We start from the raw sequence: 17,831 nt of genomic DNA, 5'->3' as shown, positions 1-17,831 counted from the left end.
TTCTCTAAAACAAATGAATGAATAAACCACTACGAAGATATGCAATTTTTAAAAAAGTACAAAATGTCTTTTCTTCAAATTTAATAGGCATATTCTAAAAATACAGGTTCGACAGACTCATCCCAAATAGAAGAATAATGGGATAAAAGTTTTTCAGCATCTGTTTGACCCGTTGCCACAACCTCTTCTAAAGGGTTAAGAAAATTTGTTTCATCAAAACTATTTGCATCATACTGTTTGCGATTTTTTAAGCCCTTGCGAGCAATAGCGATAGCTTGACGTGCCAATTCTAAAAGAATGGTTTGACGAAAAGGGGTTTTTAACCCTTCTTTGGGAACGCGTTGGCGCATATCTAAAACCTCTTCAAAACACCAATCTTTGGTCAAGGCCTCTGCCTCGTTAAGCGCTTCTCTATCATAAAGAAGCCCAACCCAAAAAGCCGACAATGCGCAGATGCGCTTCCAAGAACCGCAATCAGCTCCTCTCATTTCTAAAAATCTTTTTAAGCGGACTTCAGGAAATAACGTTGATAAGTGGTTCATCCAATCTCCCATGTTTGGAATTGAATTTGCAACTTGTCCTCTTAATGCTCCATGCATAAACTGACGAAACGTTATATGTGTGCAATCATAATAACGACCATCACGTACAACAAAATACATGGGAACATCAAGGGCCCATTCAACGTAATCAGCAAAACCAAAACGCTCAGAAAATATAAAGGGAAGAACGCCTGTCCTCTGATTATCTGTATCACGCCAAATTTCAGAACGCCATGACAAAAAGCCATTTGGGCGTCCTTCTGTAAAAGGTGAACTGGCAAATAATGCGGTTGCAATGGACTGTAACTTCATGGATACTTGCATTTTTCGCCGCATATCGCTTTCAGATGAAAAATCAAGATTAACCTGAACTGTTGATGTGCGATACATCATATTAAGACCATTATGCCCAACTTTTGGCATATAATCAGTCATAATCTTATAACGTGATTTTGGCATTTTCGGCGTTTCAGCTAACGTCCACTTTGGACTAGCTCCTATCCCCAAAAAACCAATACCCAATGGTTCTGCAATTTTCTTGAGAAGAGCTAAATGTTCCATCAACTCGTGATACGTATCACCTACTGTTTTTAATGGTGCTCCAGATAATTCAAACTGTCCTCCAGGTTCCAAAGAAATAGCTCCCTGTTCAACTGAACCTACGAGCCCAATAATATTTCCTTCATCTAAAATAGGTTTCCATCCTAAAGCACTTTGCATCCCCTCTAATAGCGCTCGGATTCCCCTCTTACCGTCATAAGGAACAGGCCGAAAACCCTCTCTGTAAAACGGAAATTTTTCATGTTCTGTACCAATACGCCAATCATCTTCTGCTTTATACCCCCCTTGGAAATAACTAACCAAGGAATCTAAGTTATAAACTTCACTTTCATCCATTATATCAAGCGCCATAACTTATCGTATCCTATCATTGGTGTTATCATCTTAAATGAATTATTTAGAATGATTTTACAGACATCTCAATCCATTGACCAATCCCCCACGGTAGCATTAAGAAGAGCCAAAGCTGCAACAGCCGCAGTGTCAGCGCGTAAAATGCGTGGACCTAATGATATTGGTACCACAAAAGGATGCTTTTTTAAAAAGCTCCGCTCTTCTTCACTAAACCCACCTTCTGGTCCAATGAGAACACCAGGCGTTGTAACATCACACTTCTTAAAAGAAAGTAATGGATTATGAGGTTTATGCTCTTCATCACAAAAGAATAAAGGCTGTGTCTCATCCCAACGTTCTAAAAGCTCTGCTAATGATAGAGCCGATACACATTCAGGGAGAGATAAAATGCCACATTGTTCAGAAGCTTCGATAACATTCGCTTCCATACGCGCCATATTGATACGTGTGACCTGAGTATGGTGCGTTATAACAGGCTGCAGAACCGATACCCCCATTTCAACAGCTTTCTGCACCATATAATCCAACCGCGCATTTTTGAGTGGAGCAAAGCAATAAATAAGATTGGAATGTGTCGTTTGTAATCTTTCTTGATGGATAAGCTGAACCACGACAAATTTTTTCTTAACAATAAGGAGTTTAGCAAGCCACTCACCATCCTGTCCATTAAAAAGTAGTATTTCCGCTCCTTCTTTCATCCGCAAAACATGCACAAGATAAGAAGCTTGTGCCCCCTCTATCTTTATTTCTTCATTCAAAGCCAATGTCTGTCGAATAAATAATCTTTTAAGTTTATAATTTATGCGCATAAAATCTTGCCAATGCTCACTATCATCATCGAGAAATAGAGAAAAATATATAACAAAAAGAAAAAATTATATCTATAGCGCTATAATATATTCAAAGAATTATAGAGTTTTTTAGCTTTATGAGATAATGATGGGAACCTATAGATCATTAAGTGATTCTGCTTTCATAAAAGTTTAAATAATACACCATTCATCTTTGCATTCGGTTATTAATGCATCAGTGGAGGAAAGATATGTCTGCTAAAAAAGCTACCATTATTACGATTACAACCCTCTTAGCCTTTATTGTGATTACGGTGGGAATTGGTTCTGTTGGAGCAGATGGAAAGCATGCAGTTATCGAAGATGGCTATGGTATTTCTTCTCAGATTCAATAAACACTAACAGATATGCCCTTAAAGTTTTAATGCAACAAAATGTTTTTAGCAATTTTCTAAGATTTGCACTCATATTATGAATCTCTTGTATTTAAAGAGATTCCATAGAGAGGCGTTTTTATTCCCCTCTTCAATCATTTGTCTACATACCAACTGCACTTATGAAAGAGGGGAAGGGTTTTGGTTTCATCACGAACAGATTTAAAATGAAAGAATTTTACTATATTGAAATCTCTTCTTTAAATTAAAAAACAACTTTAAATTACAAATAGACGAATTATCATAACAGAATAGAGTGTTATACAGATGAAAAACAATGCTCAATCTGTATCAATGTCTTTTGTAATCAGAAAATTACCATGATCTTGTCCTTTAAAGCTCAGAGAAAATGTAAAAGGCCATGCAAGGCTGTTAGCAAGGCATTGAACATCTTTACATAAAGTTTCTGACCTATAATTTTTGCGCAATTGTGCCTGTAATATCAATTCATTCTGCTGCCCTTGAGCAATAGCCATTGGAACAGCCCCCTGTATGGATAAACTCAAGTCTGCTGTACGCATTAATGACTCTGTCACCTTCATCACCCTTTCTGAAAAGCTTGCCTGAATATTCCAGTGTTCAAAATTTGTGGAGAGAGAATCATTAATTGTTAAAAGAAATTGTTGTTTGTTTGAAAGTTTTGTTTGTAATTCATTCAAATCATACCCTAAGAGCCAACCAGAAGACATCTTCAATGTTAATTCACCCTGCATCTTTGTAAAAACTTCCATCCAAAAACCTGCACGTGTTTGTATCGTTGCGGTAAAATTTGTTTTGCTCTGTACAAATGGAATAAACCCTAAGGTTTCTAAAGCCTCCTGCGTATCAATAGAAGCCCCTGACATCGTTCCTCCAATACGTATTTCTTGTCCAGATGGCATAATTTCAATATTACTTTGAACGGATCTCCCCCAAATATTGGCATGTCCAAGATCAAAAATACCATGCCCATTTCTTATCTGTATTGCAGCAGCTAAATTTGTGAGTGAAATATTTCCTACTTTGGCTTGTGGTGCAGAAAGTCGTATATCCACCCCAATACAATCCCAAAGCGCCATATCAAAGATATGAATTTTTCTCTTTAACCGAAAAAAACATTGAGTCCAAAAGGTTAATGTCTAGGTTATCAAATGCTAAAGAGCCCATGACATTTGGTACATAATCTTGAAAATCAAATTTCAAAGCTCCACGTGCATTGGCTTTCCCCATCGTAAATGCAACATTGTGCATTTGGATATACATTGGTCGCGCTAAAAAATGAGATTCCCATACAATGGGAATTTTTAATCTATGTCTCCAAAACTGTTTCCCTCCAATCCAAGACAAAGTCTGATTCCATACTGGAGAGCGCATCGATATTTTCCCATCAAAAATATAATATTCAGATAACCGAGCCTATCCTGTAAAAGTTATTCCCCCACGTACAGAATTAAGACTTGCTTTAATTTGGCTTTTTTCTCCTGCCAAAAGTAATAATGCTTGAGAAGCATCAATTGATAATTTTGTAAATTCTCCGCGCCAACAAGCATCTGCACGAAATCGTACTTCCTGATTCGATTCTGGCCAATCTAAAGTCGCATTTAATCCTGTTATTTTTTCTACTGATCCTGAGAGGCTATCATGATATACAAGGGTACCATTTTCAATGACAACCCGTCCAAAAGGTTGTTTTAAAAGGTGTTCTATCTCTGGATGTTCGGGGTTATGCTTTAATATTTCACGCGTCTTGCGTATGGCCAATCCTAAAGCACCTTATGAGAAAGAAAAGCGATCAAAAAAAGCCGCCATTGTTTTAACAGGCTTTTCCATAACAAATTGAGGATGCACAATCCGTGTCTCTGAAAAAGAAACACGTCCTCCAAAAAGATCAACAACAGAAAGATCGACTTCTATTGATTCAGCTTCCATTAATGGCGCAACATCATCTATTTTTGATGATAAAATAACACCGGAAAGTAACGCTTTAGGATAAGGAAAAAGATTTAACCGCGGTGGATCACGCAATTGCACATTATAACCTGTCCATGCACTCAACTCTTGCACTAAACGAACACGAATCATATCCGTAGAAACAAGATAAGGTAAAACGAAAATCCCCACTCCAAATAAAAAGATAATTGTAATAAAAATTCCGCTCAAAAATTTTATTATTCTGATGCGCACAATATCCCTCTACACGCACCCCCTATACAAGATTAAAATAAACTTAAATAATCGTTAAGAGGCTTTTTATAACCCTATAATTGACCTTACCCATTTTGTATTTTCATTATTTTTGTTCTTTATCCAAAGTTTATTCAAACAGCAATATTGCTGCTTTTTTATAAAGCAATTATTTAAAAGTATTCTAAAATGATAAATCCACAACATTATCAAGCCATTCTTACTGTTCTCATATGAATATTGCTATAAAACTCTATCGTATTATTAGAAAATGCTTTACAAAAAAACAAACAGCCTTACCGAAAGGGTCTCTCTCATGAATAATATTATCGACGGAAAAAAACTTGCTGAAGAGATTATTGTGAAAGTTAAGGCTGAAACCATAAAACTTCGCAATAACTATAATATACGACCTGGTATCGCTGTTATTATCGTTGGAGATGATCCGGCAAGCCAAGTCTATGTCACTTCAAAAAATAAAAAAGCTGAAGAATGTGGATTTCTTTCAATCAAACATGTTGTTTCCAAAGAAACACAAGAAAAAGAGCTCCTTCAACTTATTGCAGCATTAAATTCTGATCCTAAAATTCATGGTATTTTGGTACAGCTGCCCCTTCCTGCCCATATCAATACAAATCGCATAACACAAGCCGTTGCTTTCCAAAAAGACGTTGATGGTTTCCATTATGTCAATGTAGGAAAACTCGCAGCAAATGCACTTGAAGATGCTATTATTCCCTGCACACCAGCGGGAGCTATGATGATGATTGAACAACACTGTGGGAAAGATTTATCTGGACTTGATGCTGTGGTTGTTGGACGCTCTAATATTGTTGGAAAACCTATGGCTGCCCTTTTAACAGGCGCCAATGCTACTGTGACAATTGCCCATAGTCGTACCCGTGACCTTGATGATGTATGTCGGAGCGCCGATATTCTCGTGGCAGCTGTAGGCCGCCCACAAATGATTAAAAAAGATTGGATTAAAAAAGATGCTATTGTTATTGATGTAGGCATCAATCGCATTCCAGCTCCAGAAAAAGGTGTAGGAAAAACGCTTCTTGTAGGGGATGTCGATTTTGAAAACGTAAAAGAAAAAGCTGCTGCAATCACCCCTGTTCCAGGAGGTGTTGGTCCCATGACTATTGCCATGCTTATGGTTAATACACTTAAAGCCGCCACCCGATTACACAATCTTCCTGTACCAAAATTCTAAGAATTGTAACAATTAATTGTACATGGTTGCATTGCACATGGTTCATCTTGTTTCTTTTTGCATTCCTCACGTCATAAAAACAGATGCCCCCTGATCTGCACGATTAACCGATTGACGAAAAACACGAAAAAGTTCACGTCCAACACCCTGTTCGTTTTTTGTAAGATCAGGAGGTGTGATTGTTCGTGCGTTAAATTTTGCTAAATCCTCTAAAAGCGTTAATTTACCCCCATAAATATCAAGGAAAACGATGTCACCATCTTGCAAACGTGCAATGGGACCATTATCCAAAGCTTCTGGTGTCACATGAATGGCAGCAGGAACTTTTCCTGATGCTCCCGACATACGGCCGTCGGTTATCAATGCTATTCTCTGACCGCGATCTTGTAAAATCCCTAAAATAGTGGTTAATTTATGAAGCTCTGGCATGCCATTGGCTTTTGGTCCTTGGTAGCGAATAACAGCAATAAAATCTTTATCATGTAACGCTCCAGATTGAAAAGATTTGTGGAGCTCCTCTTGATCATTAAAGACAAGGACTGGTGCTTTAATTTGCCAATATTCTGATTTAACAGATGAAACTTTTATAATAGCAGTTCCTAAATCTCCCGATAAAACACGAATCCCCCCCTCAGATTGAAATGGTTTTTTCCACCCTGCTAATACCTTATGATCACCACTTTCTTTAAGAGCTGCTTCACGTACCACACAGCCATCAGCAGAAAGCTTTGCTTCAATTGCATAAGCGTTAAGATCTTTACCAACAACTGTAGAAACATCTTCATGCACTAAACCAGCTTCAATAAGCTCGCGAATAATAAATCCTATCCCCCCTGCTGCATAAAAATGATTGATATCAGCCAAACCATTCGGATAAATTCGCGCTAAAAGAGGCACAACGGATGAAATTTCTGCAATATCATGCCATGTCAATTGAATACCGCAAGCCGCAGCGATAGCTATCAAATGAATTGTATGATTGGTAGAACCTCCTGTTGCATTTAATCCTACAATGGCATTCACAAAAGAACGCTCATCAATGATCATACCAAGTGGTCTATAATGATCACCAAGATCGGTCATTTCAAGTACACGCTTTGTCGCTTCTTTTGTTAAAGCATCACGCAACGGTGTATTCGCATTGACAAAAGAAGCTCCTGGTATATGAAGCCCCATCATTTCTAGTATCACCTGATTTGAGTTAGCTGTCCCATAGAATGTACATGTTCCTGGTTCATGATAAGAACGAGCTTCTGATTCCAAGAGTGTTTGGCGATCTATTTTATTTTCCGCGTAAAGTTGACGTATTTTTGCTTTTTCATCATTCCCTTGCCCCGTTGTCATGGGACCAGCGGGTATAAAAATTCCCGGTAAGTGACCAAATGTTAGTGCACCAATCAATAAACCTGGTACGATTTTATCACACACCCCAAGATACAATGCTGCATCAAAGACATCGTGTGATAGGCTTATTACTGTCGCCATTGCAATCACTTCACGCGAAAAAAGGGAAAGCTCCATCCCCGCATTCCCTTGCGTAACACCATCGCACATCGCAGGAACACCCCCTGCTACCTGTGCAACACCACCAACCATACGAGCTGCCTCTTTAATTAAGTGAGGAAACTTTTCAAAAGGTTGATGTGCTGAAAGTATATCGTTATATGCCGTGATAATGCCAATATTCCCAACGATATTTCCCTTCAGACGCTCTTTGTCTATTGCACCACAAGCAGCAAAACCATGAGCCTGATTGGCACATCCCAAAAAACTCCGCTTGGGACGATGAGTCTGTGCATTTGCAATACGATCTAAATAAATTTCTCGTGTTGGTAAAGAGCGTTCATAAATCCTTCGTGTAACTGTAGCAATTACCTTGGAAAGTGCCATATTTACTTTCCCCCCTTTCATTGATGCTCCCCCTCATTCATGAAAGAGAGATTGCATTTTTATTCACCTTGTCTCTCATATTTTAATTCACTTATTTCATTTTCTGCAGGCGACCAATAAACCTGCATAAGATGAGGAGAATTACGCAAAATCGCCCGAACCGGCATTTCTATTTCAGCCCCACCTTGACAAGCTTCTTCAAAACAGTCACGTTTCTGAAAACCTTCAAAATGGAGAATAATGCAACGAGATTGTATTATAACTGGCAAAGTGAGTGAAAGCCTTGGCTCAATAGCGCTCTTGGAATGAAGCGGTAAAACAAGCGCTTGTGTTCGAAGGTCAAGTGCTTGCTTTAAACGATCAGCATCAGGAAAAAAGGAAGCCGTATGTCCATCAATCCCCATTCCTAAAACAACAACATCAAAGGGTTTAGGCAAAGCATTAACACGGCTTGCTGCTGAAAAAGCAGCAAGTTCAACGGTGCGTGCCTTATGATAAAGTCCCACAAAACGTGCTTTGGTTGCAAAATTTTGTAACAAATAACGCTGTACCATATATTCATTTGAGCGTTCATCGTGTATAGGGACAAAACGTTCATCAACCAAAGTAATAATGATATTTTGCCAATCAATATCCGCTTTTGATAAATAATGAAAAAATAATTCTGGTGTTTTACCACCAGACACCGCTAAAATCGCGCGCTTGCGCTCCAGAACAGCTACACTGAGCTCTGCTGCAACACGGTCAGCCAAGGCTAAAGCAAGATTTGTGGGTGTTTCAAAATTTAAACGGTCAATATTCATTCCATGCATACTTATTGCTCTAAACTAAGTTATTCCATATACGCCTATCACGTTCCATCAAAACTGTGGAAGCAGATGGCCCCCATGATCCCGCACTATATTCATAAATAGGCTGCTTTATCGCTTGCCACCCCTCAAGAATAGGATCAATCCAACGCCAAGCTGCTTCAACTTCGTCACGACGCATAAAGAGTGTTTGATCTCCGCGAATAACATCCATCAATAAGCGCTCATAAGCATCAGGATTACGCTGAGAAAATGCAGATGCAAAACTCATATCCAGGGGGATATGACGAAACCGCATACCACCAGGACCTGGATCTTTAATCATCAACCATTGTTTGACACCTTCATCAGGCTGGAGACGAATAACAAGTCGATTAGAAAAAACCTCATCCGAATCTATATTAAAAATATTATGAGGAATAGGTTTAAATACGACAACAATTTCAGACATTCGCGTAAACATGCGCTTACCAGTTCGTAAATAAAAAGGCGTATTTGCCCAACGCCAATTATTAATTTTAACCTTCAATGCTACAAATGTTTCGCTCCTACTCTCCTCTTTTTCAAGATCATCAAGATAAGAACCTACAGAAATACCATTTAATATACCAGCCCCATACTGCCCACGTACGGTATGTTGTTCTACATTATGAACATCAAGAGGTGTTAAAGAATGTAAAACTTTAAGTTTTTCATCACGTACAGCATTAGCACTGTTGATAAATGGTATTTCCATCGCAACCAAACAAAGCAGCTGCAGCATATGGTTTTGAACCATATCGCGTAGAGCACCAGTACTCTCATAATATTCTGTACGCCCTTCCAAACCTAAAGATTCAGCAACGGTTATCTGAACATGATCAATATAGTTGGAATTCCATAGTGGTTCATAAAGTGTATTCACAAATCGCAATGCCATTAAATTTTGAACGGTTTCCTTCCCAAGATAATGATCAATGCGAAAGATTTGATCTTCATGAAATACTTTTGCAAATATATCATTGAGTTCAACAGCTGTTTCTCTATCTCGGCCAATAGGTTTTTCAATGATAATTCGTGTTTGTGGCGTGACCAAATTGCTTTTCCCCAACTTCATCGCAATAGCAGCAAAAAGCGACGAACCAACAGCTAAATAAAAAGCTCGAATATCCGCTGAATCTTGCGACAATACCTGCACAAGATCTTGCCATCCTTGATGTGAGGTAATATCAACAGAGACGTAAGTTAAACGTGCAAGAAAACGATGAAGTTCAATTTGGTTAAGATCTTTTGGATGAACATGTTTTTCTAAAGATGCACAAACAAAGTTTTGATACTCTTCATTACTCCATGCGGAACGTGCAACCCCAATAATACGCGTTGGTTCACTCAATTGCCCAACGCACTGACAATGATAGAGAGCAGGCATAAGTTTGCGTAAAGCCAGATCACCATTGCCACCAAAAACAATACAATCAAAGGGAGAGACTGGAATAATTTTACTTACCATGAACTTATTTATTTTTCTATTCGATTATTCAATCCTATACTACTTACAAAAACTTCCATCATTAAAGCAGACAGATACTAAATAAGCCATTAATTTTCTCCATTTCAATCAATGTTTCTGTTAAAAACGATCCATTAAAGAAAACCAACGCATTGCTAAAAATATAAGCGGATAACGCAAAGTACTTCCCCCTGGAAAAGACGAAATTTTTAAGTCCTTAAAATGGGCAAAACGTTCATGATTCCCAGTCAACCATTCTGCGTATAATTTTCCCATAAAAGGAGCAAGCATAACGCCATGTCCTGAATAACCGCCACAATAAGTCATCCTTGAGAAAAGTTGGCGAACATAAGGCATACGTTCAACCGTAATGGCAACCGTCGCCCCCCAACGATGGCTGAGATTGATAGTGGATAATTGAGGATAAATTTCAGCAATTTGCCGTTTTATACGTGCATCTAAATTTACAGGATTCCTATTATTGTAACTTTCTACACCACCAAATAAGAGACGATTATCAATACTTTTGCGAAAATAGCGAACCATAAAACGGGAATCATCAACCGATTCACCCCCCATGAGAATTGAACTGTTCCTCGGTAATGGTTCCGTTGCTCCAATATAAGAGCGAATAGAAACAATATTTTTTTGAACAAAACGCTGAAGCCCGAGTTTATATCCATTCGTTGCGAGTAAAACATGCTTTGCTGTTATACTTCCTTTTTCTGCGATCACTTTCCAACGAGTCCCTTTGCTCTTTACGGTTGTTACTTGTGTTTTCTCATAAAGCTTAGCACCAGCATCTTTGGCTCTTTTTGCCAACCCAACAATCAATTTTAAGGGATTTATATGGCCAGTATCCGCATCATAAATACCACCACAATAAAAAGACGATCCAAGTCGCTTAGATGTTTCAGCCCTATCCATAAAAGTAAGCGCGTGATAGCCATAACGCTGCATTGCTTCAATATGCCGTTGATAAGAGAGAAGCTCACGCCTTTTATGGGTTACAGAAAGCTGTCCTGCCATAAAGTCGCATTGAAAATCAGGCATCGCGCATAACGATAAAATATCTCTTTTAGCTTCTTCTGCTAAATCAAACAGTACTTGACTGCGCTCAAAACCATATTTTTTCTCTAATGTTTCGACCCATTGCCGTTGCCCCGTTCCCAGTTGTCCACCATTACGTCCTGAAGCACCATCACCAAAACGTGATGCTTCAAGCAAAACAACATCCACTCCAGCGTTCGCTAAATGATAAGCAGCTGAAAGTCCTGTAAATCCACCTCCAATAATGACCACATCACACTGTCTCTCTTCACAACAAGAAGGATAAGAGGGGCGCTCTTTTAAAGTACCTTCATACCAAGAAATTCCTGGAGAAATTGGATTAGAGCCAATCATCGTGATAAACCTCAAACATTAAGCAAGAGATATTCGCGCTCCCACGGGCTAATCACTTCCATAAAGGTTTCAAACTCTTGTCGTTTGATTGCAGCATAAGTACTAACAAACACATCCCCTAGAATAGCACGTATTTCTGTATCTTGTTCAAATAAATTAACTGCTTCAATAAGACCACGCGGTAACTCAATATTATCAGCATTCACATTATTTGTTGTTGGCTCATCCGGTTCAATTTTTTGCTGTAAACCAATGAGACCACACGCTAAAGAAGATGCAAGGGCTAAATAAGGATTCGCATCTGACGAAGGAAGCCTATTCTCGACACGTCGCGCTTGAGGAGCAGAACGAGGAACACGAAATGCTGTGGTACGGTTATCATATCCCCATCGCAAATTAACAGGTGCTGAAACATCTGGCATAAGACGTCGATAAGAATTGACATAAGGAGCAAGCATGACAAGTCCCCCCGCCATATGTCTTTGTAATCCACCAATAAAATGGCGAAAACAAATACTTTCTCCACCGTCTTCCTGCGTAAAAATATTCATCCCTGTCTTCTTATCAACGACTGATTGGTGAATATGCATCGCAGAACCCGGCTGCCCTTGAATGGGCTTAGCCATAAAAGTTGCATACATATTATGTTTAAGTGCTGCTTCACGAATTGTTCGCTTGAACATAAAAACTTGATCAGCCAATTCAATCGGATCTCCATGACGTAAATTGATTTCAAACTGACCTGCCCCTTCCTCGTGAATAAGTGTATCAATCTCCAATCCTTGTGCTTCCGAAAAATGATAAATATCATCAATGAACTCATCAAACTCATTCACACCGGCAATCGAATAGCCCTGCCCTCCACCAATTGAACGTCCAGAACGACCAACGGGAGGAACTAAAGGATAATCAGGATCGGGATTTTTCTCTACTAAATAGAACTCAATTTCTGGTGAAACAACCGGCTTTAGATTCATTTGCGTATAAAAGTTGACTACTTTTCGCAAAACGTTTCGTGGTGTATAATCGACGACCTGTCCATTTTGATAGACAAGATCACAAATCACCTGTGCTGTAGGAGCATCTTCCCATGGTACAATACTTAACGTAGACAAATCGGGCTCAAGACGCAAATCACCATCGGCTTTGGGATATTCAAAGCCGTGACCATCTTCAGGATAATCTCCTGAAATGGTTGCCATAAAAACCGCTGAAGGCAATGCTAATGATGTTGCCGATGTAAATTTTTTAGAAAGCATCATCTTGCCACGCGGCACGCCCGCCTGATCAGGTGTGATACACTCGATATCTTCTACATTACGAAAAGAAAGCCATTGTAAAACTTGCTGCCAGTTGTTTACACCACGTAAATTTTTAAGAAAACTGGAAACAGGCTTAGAACCCTTACTTTTTATTTGTTTACCATTTTTCACAGCCATAACACACCAACTTAAAACACAATCAATTTCCGTTATTATGGTACCATCCTATGCATAAATGTCACAAAAAAATCTTAATCAATTTAACTTTTATAGAATGCATAACACCTATCAAGGTAAAATCGTTCTTATCATCATTCTAAGCTGCTTATTGTATCAAATACGATGGGAAAATGGTCCTGAACGCGATACATCGCGTGCTAATCTTCTTCTTATATAAATAGCGAAAAATACCATAGTGGACGTAACTTAATCCTGATTCCAATAATCACACATAAGAAAATATTGGTAAGAATAATAAAGGCAAGATATTTAATTTCCTTTTGGCTGTAGCAATGCTTAATTAAAATAAAAGGAACTTTTCTTCTAAAATGAAGCAAGTTTTGTAACCTCTATTGTTATCCATATAGAAGTAAACAACCTAGGATGGTTCTATGCCTTTACAGCGAGTGCTTACAAATACTCACCTCGCCGTAATATGCGTAAATGTATTTTCAGGATAAGACTAAGCTCAGCATTTCCGACATGAAACTTAACTAACCCCTGCATAACAGAGCTATCAACCTTGTTCTAAGCTGATGCTACAGACTCTGCACTTATATCAATTCCCACCGCTTGACATTGCACTTCACACACAATATTTAGAGCTGAGAATTCAGTGAGCATGCTAAATCCAATAGGCCAGATTTTTTTGCTAATCGCGCCATGTGTGACCCAATATTTGGTAGTCTCCAGCCCACCAGAAGGTGTGTTATTTATATATAAAAGCCCAAAAATCAGGATATGAGAACGCAGTAATATCAATTTCCTTTGTACTAAAGCCCTTCATCGTCGATCTTCCACAACCGTAAAATCTTTTTTGTATCAATTGCTTTCACATACTTTGACTTATGATCTAACGATTCCGCTAACGGAATATTATAGTAAATCCCAGATTCCGCATAAGCTTGGCGTATACGCTTGCGAGCTGTAGGAACTATCAGATTTGTTTGCGTATTTGCAAACTTACGAAAAATAAAGTTCGGCTGAATTAGAAATGCGATCGCATCTTGTAGAGGCAAATTCCTAGCATGATTTTCTGGATAATGCGGTGAAAACACAAGTAGGTATAACCTCGTATCCATAACTTTAAATCTCCACTCATTAGCATCCACGCCCTCAAGAAGGTTAAGAGCCAAAGCAAGACGTATGAAGTCAAAAAAATTATAGACATGCTGCACAAATTCATTATCAGTTGTAACGTTTACACCTTCAAAAAGCAGATATCATCCATCAAGCTGGTGCACGGAATAAGTCCTAAGGTAGTCATAAATGAGCGCTAAAAACCTTCTGTCCAGACCGTAAAACGAACCAAACCAATAGTTACTCTTTCGCGAAAAAATACATTTTACGCTAGAAAAAATACGATTTATCCGATCACCTAACGCATCTTCATGATTGATGCATATTGTTTCAATACTGTCTTCAATTCCATAAAAATCACCTACCGCATTCAATGAATGCAATAATGCGCTTTTTATTAAATGTAAGAGATTCAAAAATATTTTTTTGTAACGAAGATGCCGGCTGCAGGTGATATATCTTAGTATCTCGTGCCCTCATATATAATCTGTCATTAAAAACGTCTCTTATGATTAATAACATAGATACCCTTTAAAGTTAAAAAAAGAAAAGCAACATTCTATATTTTTAAAACCAACACTTCTAAACAGGTCTATATTTTCATGATCAAAATTTGGTATTAATTTATTTTCCAAAGCTATTTTCTTATTATCAATTTCAATCTTGGAATATCCATTGTTTTCTTTCCACTGCAAATAAACGTCAATATATATATCATTTATAAGTGTATTAGAAAAAATAATTTTTTCGAAAACAACCAGTGTTGGCTTAGACTCACATGAACTTTGAATATTTCTGAGAAATTTGTCTCTATCTACAGGTCTAATAAACTGCAAAACTAAATTCAGAATCTGGAAAAAACATTGAGCCTATGGTTCCCAAACGCCATAAATATCCTGCATTAATAACCGGAGTTGAAATCTTTTTCTTAATCTCAGCCATTAACTCAAATGCATTCGGTGGATCAGCAGACAATACAACAAGGTCGACTCCTATTAAAAAAGAACAGAATTCATCTAATGCCTCGACTTCAAGTAAACGCGGAAAAGTTACAACTTGACAAGTATTGTTGTGTTCAAAAATGCGCACTTTTAAAGCATCTACTTTTCGCAGACCTATCTGTGCTTCAACAAAAGAAGTGGTCATTGTTAAATTCGATAATTCAATTCGATCACCATCGGTTATCCTTAAATAACCAATGCCTACAGCAGCTAAAAGGGTTGCTACATTAGAACCAATGCCATCTGCACCGATCACCCCAATTTTAGCCTGCTGTAAAGACCGCATAGAAAGATCATGATCTACTCCTGCCATATCCAAAAACAATCGATGTCTATCGTATCTATCCTGCTCCCAAACAGTAGATACAATTTTATACTCCATAAGCTCTTGTAACACCACATCAACATCATAAGCCTCTTGATACGCTCATTCGCGATATTTCTGGCGAATAGCAGCACAATCATTTTGCGCATTCAAATCGACAAGCATCTCTACTAAAAACGATAGACAACTATTAATTTCGACTAAATCCATATAAGTTGACCCACACACTATTTTTTTCCTGTGTATGTAAGTCATAGGCAGGGCCCTATTCAACTGTATCTTCACCCTTAATCCCTCTCATCTTTTATTAACTTTTTATCCGTATAAAGCCAGGCCAAATTAAGTGGGATAACGAAACATATACACAGCAAAGCGAAACAAAAAGCTGCTTCTACATTATTCGCCAACCAACCAATCAGCACAAGCGCTAAAATACCAAAAATACGTGCAAGAAAACTAACAATGGATAAAACCGTATTCGCATTTTTTTGTTGAATATGTTTAAAAAATTCTGCTTCAAATTGCGTCACAGGGACAGAAAAAAAACTGTGAAATACGGTGAATAAAATAATAGGAGCCCAACTGTTTGCAACAAGAAGCAGAGCAAGCATAACAACAGCACTCAGGACAAGTGAGCACAAAGTTATCACCATAGGAGCATATTTTTGCATAAAATATTTAATTACAAAGCGATTAAATAAGTATTTGACGAGAGTATAGGACACAAAACACAGGCCAAGAATAAGAATTTTCGTCTTTCCTGTTGCATTGTCTAATATTCCTGTTTGTCCCAAAATAAAGGGTTGCCAAAAATGAAATACTGGCTGCAATGCAGCAACAATAAAACCACATATCAATATATAATATAACCCGATTCTTAAGGTAACTAAACAAGTAAAAGCTTCTGTTGCATGCAACAAAGAACTTGAGTCTATTGACTGACTACTCGAAACGGATGCAATACCTATCCCCTTCACCCGACTCAAAAAGAATACAAGCACGAGAAATCCGAAAGAACAAAAATAATATGCCGACTGATAATTATCCATACACAAAACAATAAGAACACCTAGCGCCCCAGCAACCATATTCATGAATGCCGTTAGTTCGCGCTTATAGGCGTTTACTTAGTGATAGATCAAACTACCCTTGTATCCACTGCCGTCGATTAAGCCTTTAATCCATGTGCTATCAACGCCAGAACACAAAGCAAAACCTAAAGCGTAAATAATTTCTGCCGGAATTAAGACTGAAAGATGAGGCGCGTAAATACATAAAAAGAAGAAAAGCGAAAAAAAGAAACATGATAAGATAACATTTTGTTTAACGCCGATTTTATCCCCTAAAATCCCACAAGGAACTTCAAAAATACAAATAGCTGCACTAAACACGATTTGCAATAAGGCTAACTGTGCTATACTAACGCCCATAGACAAGAAAAAAAAGCATGGAAGGAACCTGTAATCAACCGAATCCCGCTCATTGCTCCACAGCCATAGAGCAACTTTTTAACTTCATAATCTATCGTCATTAATATATCCCAAAGCTATAAAGCTAGCAGCTTTTTTACTGCCAGCTTTATATATATTTTAAAACATCAATTCAGAAAGGCGCCTCGAGCAGCCATTTTCTGCTCACTTGCTCGGGCTTTGAATGCTGCAACATCAATCCGCTTAATTTGAATTTTTTCAGTGATTTATACATATTTTTAGTTTTCATAACTTTACCCCCGCATTAAATGAAAACAATTAAATTTAACATGAGGTACACATTGTAACCACCTTTTGTCAATTTATTATTGTGATATAAAAAGTTTTGTTCTCCCTCCACGCCCACGTTAAGTATTTCATGCACCAATCATGCTGCAATCACTACAGCAATTAGAAACTCAAGCGCCCCTTCAGGCAGAGTAGGCTTATATTCACGCAAATTTGTCGCGGCTGTGCACCACACTTAAAACCCATCTCAAATTTTCTGAAAACGCTGCTTTTAGAAATTGCCTACGCAGCCGCGATCAAACTTCTAACGATAAAATAACGTCATCTTGACATTCTCTAGCACTTTTCTTAGCCAATTACCGCCAAGGTACTTTAAAGATTCTGTAGAGTGTATCATCCATACGAAGTCAAACTGAGCCATAACGAGCCTGTTTTTCTAGAATTATAGTTGAACAAGTAAACATTATATTGGTGACGTTTCCCATAAATTCATGACCATTATAAAATCTATTTGTCAATTCAAAAGTGGTAATTTTCTATCCCATTGAAAAATAAATAATAAACCAAGCATAG

General features: G+C 38.0%; 13 protein-coding genes and 1 pseudogene. 2 read left to right on the top strand and 12 right to left on the bottom strand.

From position 1 onward, the window contains the following. Positions 1 to 80: 80 nt before the first annotated feature. Both B5V81_RS00885 and B5V81_RS00880 read right to left on the bottom strand, forming a co-directional pair. On the bottom strand, positions 81 to 1,454 hold the full coding sequence (locus B5V81_RS00885) for a glutamate--cysteine ligase (protein ID WP_212111278.1): 1,374 nt from the start codon (positions 1,452 to 1,454) through the stop codon (positions 81 to 83). A 68-nt stretch (positions 1,455 to 1,522) separates the two neighbouring features. After that, on the bottom strand, positions 1,523 to 2,266 hold the full coding sequence (locus tag B5V81_RS00880; RefSeq protein WP_212111276.1) for a 16S rRNA (uracil(1498)-N(3))-methyltransferase: 744 nt from the start codon (positions 2,264 to 2,266) through the stop codon (positions 1,523 to 1,525). Between the two features lie 233 nt (positions 2,267 to 2,499). Here B5V81_RS00880 and B5V81_RS00875 point away from each other — a divergent pair, with 233 nt between their 5' ends. Next, positions 2,500 to 2,643, top strand: a complete 144-nt coding sequence (locus B5V81_RS00875; protein ID WP_212111274.1) for a hypothetical protein — start codon at positions 2,500 to 2,502, stop codon at positions 2,641 to 2,643. A 320-nt stretch (positions 2,644 to 2,963) separates the two neighbouring features. On the opposite strand, the pseudogene B5V81_RS00870 reads toward B5V81_RS00875, so the two are convergent. Then, positions 2,964 to 4,845 (bottom strand): annotated as a pseudogene (locus tag B5V81_RS00870) (AsmA family protein). Positions 4,846 to 5,161: 316 nt separating this feature from the next. Between B5V81_RS00870 and B5V81_RS00865 the strand changes: the two are divergent. Then, a complete protein-coding gene (locus B5V81_RS00865; protein WP_212111271.1) occupies positions 5,162 to 6,061 on the top strand; it encodes a bifunctional methylenetetrahydrofolate dehydrogenase/methenyltetrahydrofolate cyclohydrolase in 900 nt (299 codons plus the stop codon). 66 nt (positions 6,062 to 6,127) lie between these two features. Here B5V81_RS00865 and edd read toward each other — a convergent pair whose 3' ends face one another. The 9 genes from edd to B5V81_RS08695 form a co-directional block, all read right to left on the bottom strand. Beyond that, entirely contained in the window at positions 6,128 to 7,951 is a 1,824-nt protein-coding gene (gene edd, locus B5V81_RS00860) for a phosphogluconate dehydratase (RefSeq protein ID WP_212111270.1), read from the bottom strand. Between the two features lie 59 nt (positions 7,952 to 8,010). Beyond that, positions 8,011 to 8,763, bottom strand: coding sequence for a 6-phosphogluconolactonase (gene pgl, locus B5V81_RS00855; protein WP_212111268.1), 753 nt, complete (start codon positions 8,761 to 8,763; stop codon positions 8,011 to 8,013). A gap of 10 nt (positions 8,764 to 8,773) precedes the next feature. After that, positions 8,774 to 10,249: a glucose-6-phosphate dehydrogenase gene (gene zwf, locus B5V81_RS00850; protein WP_212111265.1), complete on the bottom strand. Its 1,476-nt coding sequence runs from the start codon at positions 10,247 to 10,249 to the stop codon at positions 8,774 to 8,776. A gap of 120 nt (positions 10,250 to 10,369) precedes the next feature. After that, on the bottom strand, positions 10,370 to 11,653 hold the full coding sequence (locus B5V81_RS00845) for an NAD(P)/FAD-dependent oxidoreductase (protein ID WP_212111263.1): 1,284 nt from the start codon (positions 11,651 to 11,653) through the stop codon (positions 10,370 to 10,372). Positions 11,654 to 11,664: 11 nt separating this feature from the next. Then, positions 11,665 to 13,092, bottom strand: coding sequence for a glutamine synthetase family protein (locus B5V81_RS00840; protein ID WP_212111261.1), 1,428 nt, complete (start codon positions 13,090 to 13,092; stop codon positions 11,665 to 11,667). Positions 13,093 to 13,907: 815 nt separating this feature from the next. Next, positions 13,908 to 14,216: a hypothetical protein gene (locus B5V81_RS00835; RefSeq protein WP_212111259.1), complete on the bottom strand. Its 309-nt coding sequence runs from the start codon at positions 14,214 to 14,216 to the stop codon at positions 13,908 to 13,910. 820 nt (positions 14,217 to 15,036) lie between these two features. Further along, a complete protein-coding gene (locus B5V81_RS00830; RefSeq protein WP_212111257.1) occupies positions 15,037 to 15,597 on the bottom strand; it encodes a ThiF family adenylyltransferase in 561 nt (186 codons plus the stop codon). A gap of 230 nt (positions 15,598 to 15,827) precedes the next feature. Further along, positions 15,828 to 16,634: an MFS transporter gene (locus B5V81_RS08700; RefSeq protein ID WP_244979315.1), complete on the bottom strand. Its 807-nt coding sequence runs from the start codon at positions 16,632 to 16,634 to the stop codon at positions 15,828 to 15,830. A gap of 33 nt (positions 16,635 to 16,667) precedes the next feature. Then, entirely contained in the window at positions 16,668 to 16,976 is a 309-nt protein-coding gene (locus B5V81_RS08695; RefSeq protein ID WP_244979314.1) for a hypothetical protein, read from the bottom strand. Positions 16,977 to 17,831 lie beyond the last annotated feature (855 nt).

Source organism: Bartonella queenslandensis, assembly GCF_018155095.1.
In the GTDB taxonomy this organism is placed as follows: domain Bacteria; phylum Pseudomonadota; class Alphaproteobacteria; order Rhizobiales; family Rhizobiaceae; genus Bartonella; species Bartonella queenslandensis_B.
The sequence above is the reverse complement of the archived record's forward strand: the minus strand, read 5'-3'. Positions and strand labels throughout refer to the sequence as shown.

What these genes read in the sequence shown, in the direction of transcription:
- B5V81_RS00885 (WP_212111278.1), bottom strand. Translation starts at nt 1,454, where the DNA reads ATGGCGCTTGATATAATGGATGAAAGTGAAGTTTATAACTTAGATTCC.
- B5V81_RS00880 (WP_212111276.1), bottom strand. Translation starts at nt 2,266, where the DNA reads ATGCGCATAAATTATAAACTTAAAAGATTATTTATTCGACAGACATTG.
- B5V81_RS00875 (WP_212111274.1), top strand. Translation starts at nt 2,500, where the DNA reads ATGTCTGCTAAAAAAGCTACCATTATTACGATTACAACCCTCTTAGCC.
- B5V81_RS00865 (WP_212111271.1), top strand. Translation starts at nt 5,162, where the DNA reads ATGAATAATATTATCGACGGAAAAAAACTTGCTGAAGAGATTATTGTG.
- edd (WP_212111270.1), bottom strand. Translation starts at nt 7,951, where the DNA reads ATGGCACTTTCCAAGGTAATTGCTACAGTTACACGAAGGATTTATGAA.
- pgl (WP_212111268.1), bottom strand. Translation starts at nt 8,763, where the DNA reads ATGCATGGAATGAATATTGACCGTTTAAATTTTGAAACACCCACAAAT.
- zwf (WP_212111265.1), bottom strand. Translation starts at nt 10,249, where the DNA reads ATGGTAAGTAAAATTATTCCAGTCTCTCCCTTTGATTGTATTGTTTTT.
- B5V81_RS00845 (WP_212111263.1), bottom strand. Translation starts at nt 11,653, where the DNA reads ATGATTGGCTCTAATCCAATTTCTCCAGGAATTTCTTGGTATGAAGGT.
- B5V81_RS00840 (WP_212111261.1), bottom strand. Translation starts at nt 13,092, where the DNA reads ATGGCTGTGAAAAATGGTAAACAAATAAAAAGTAAGGGTTCTAAGCCT.
- B5V81_RS00835 (WP_212111259.1), bottom strand. Translation starts at nt 14,216, where the DNA reads ATGGATACGAGGTTATACCTACTTGTGTTTTCACCGCATTATCCAGAA.
- B5V81_RS00830 (WP_212111257.1), bottom strand. Translation starts at nt 15,597, where the DNA reads ATGGAGTATAAAATTGTATCTACTGTTTGGGAGCAGGATAGATACGAT.
- B5V81_RS08700 (WP_244979315.1), bottom strand. Translation starts at nt 16,634, where the DNA reads ATGAATATGGTTGCTGGGGCGCTAGGTGTTCTTATTGTTTTGTGTATG.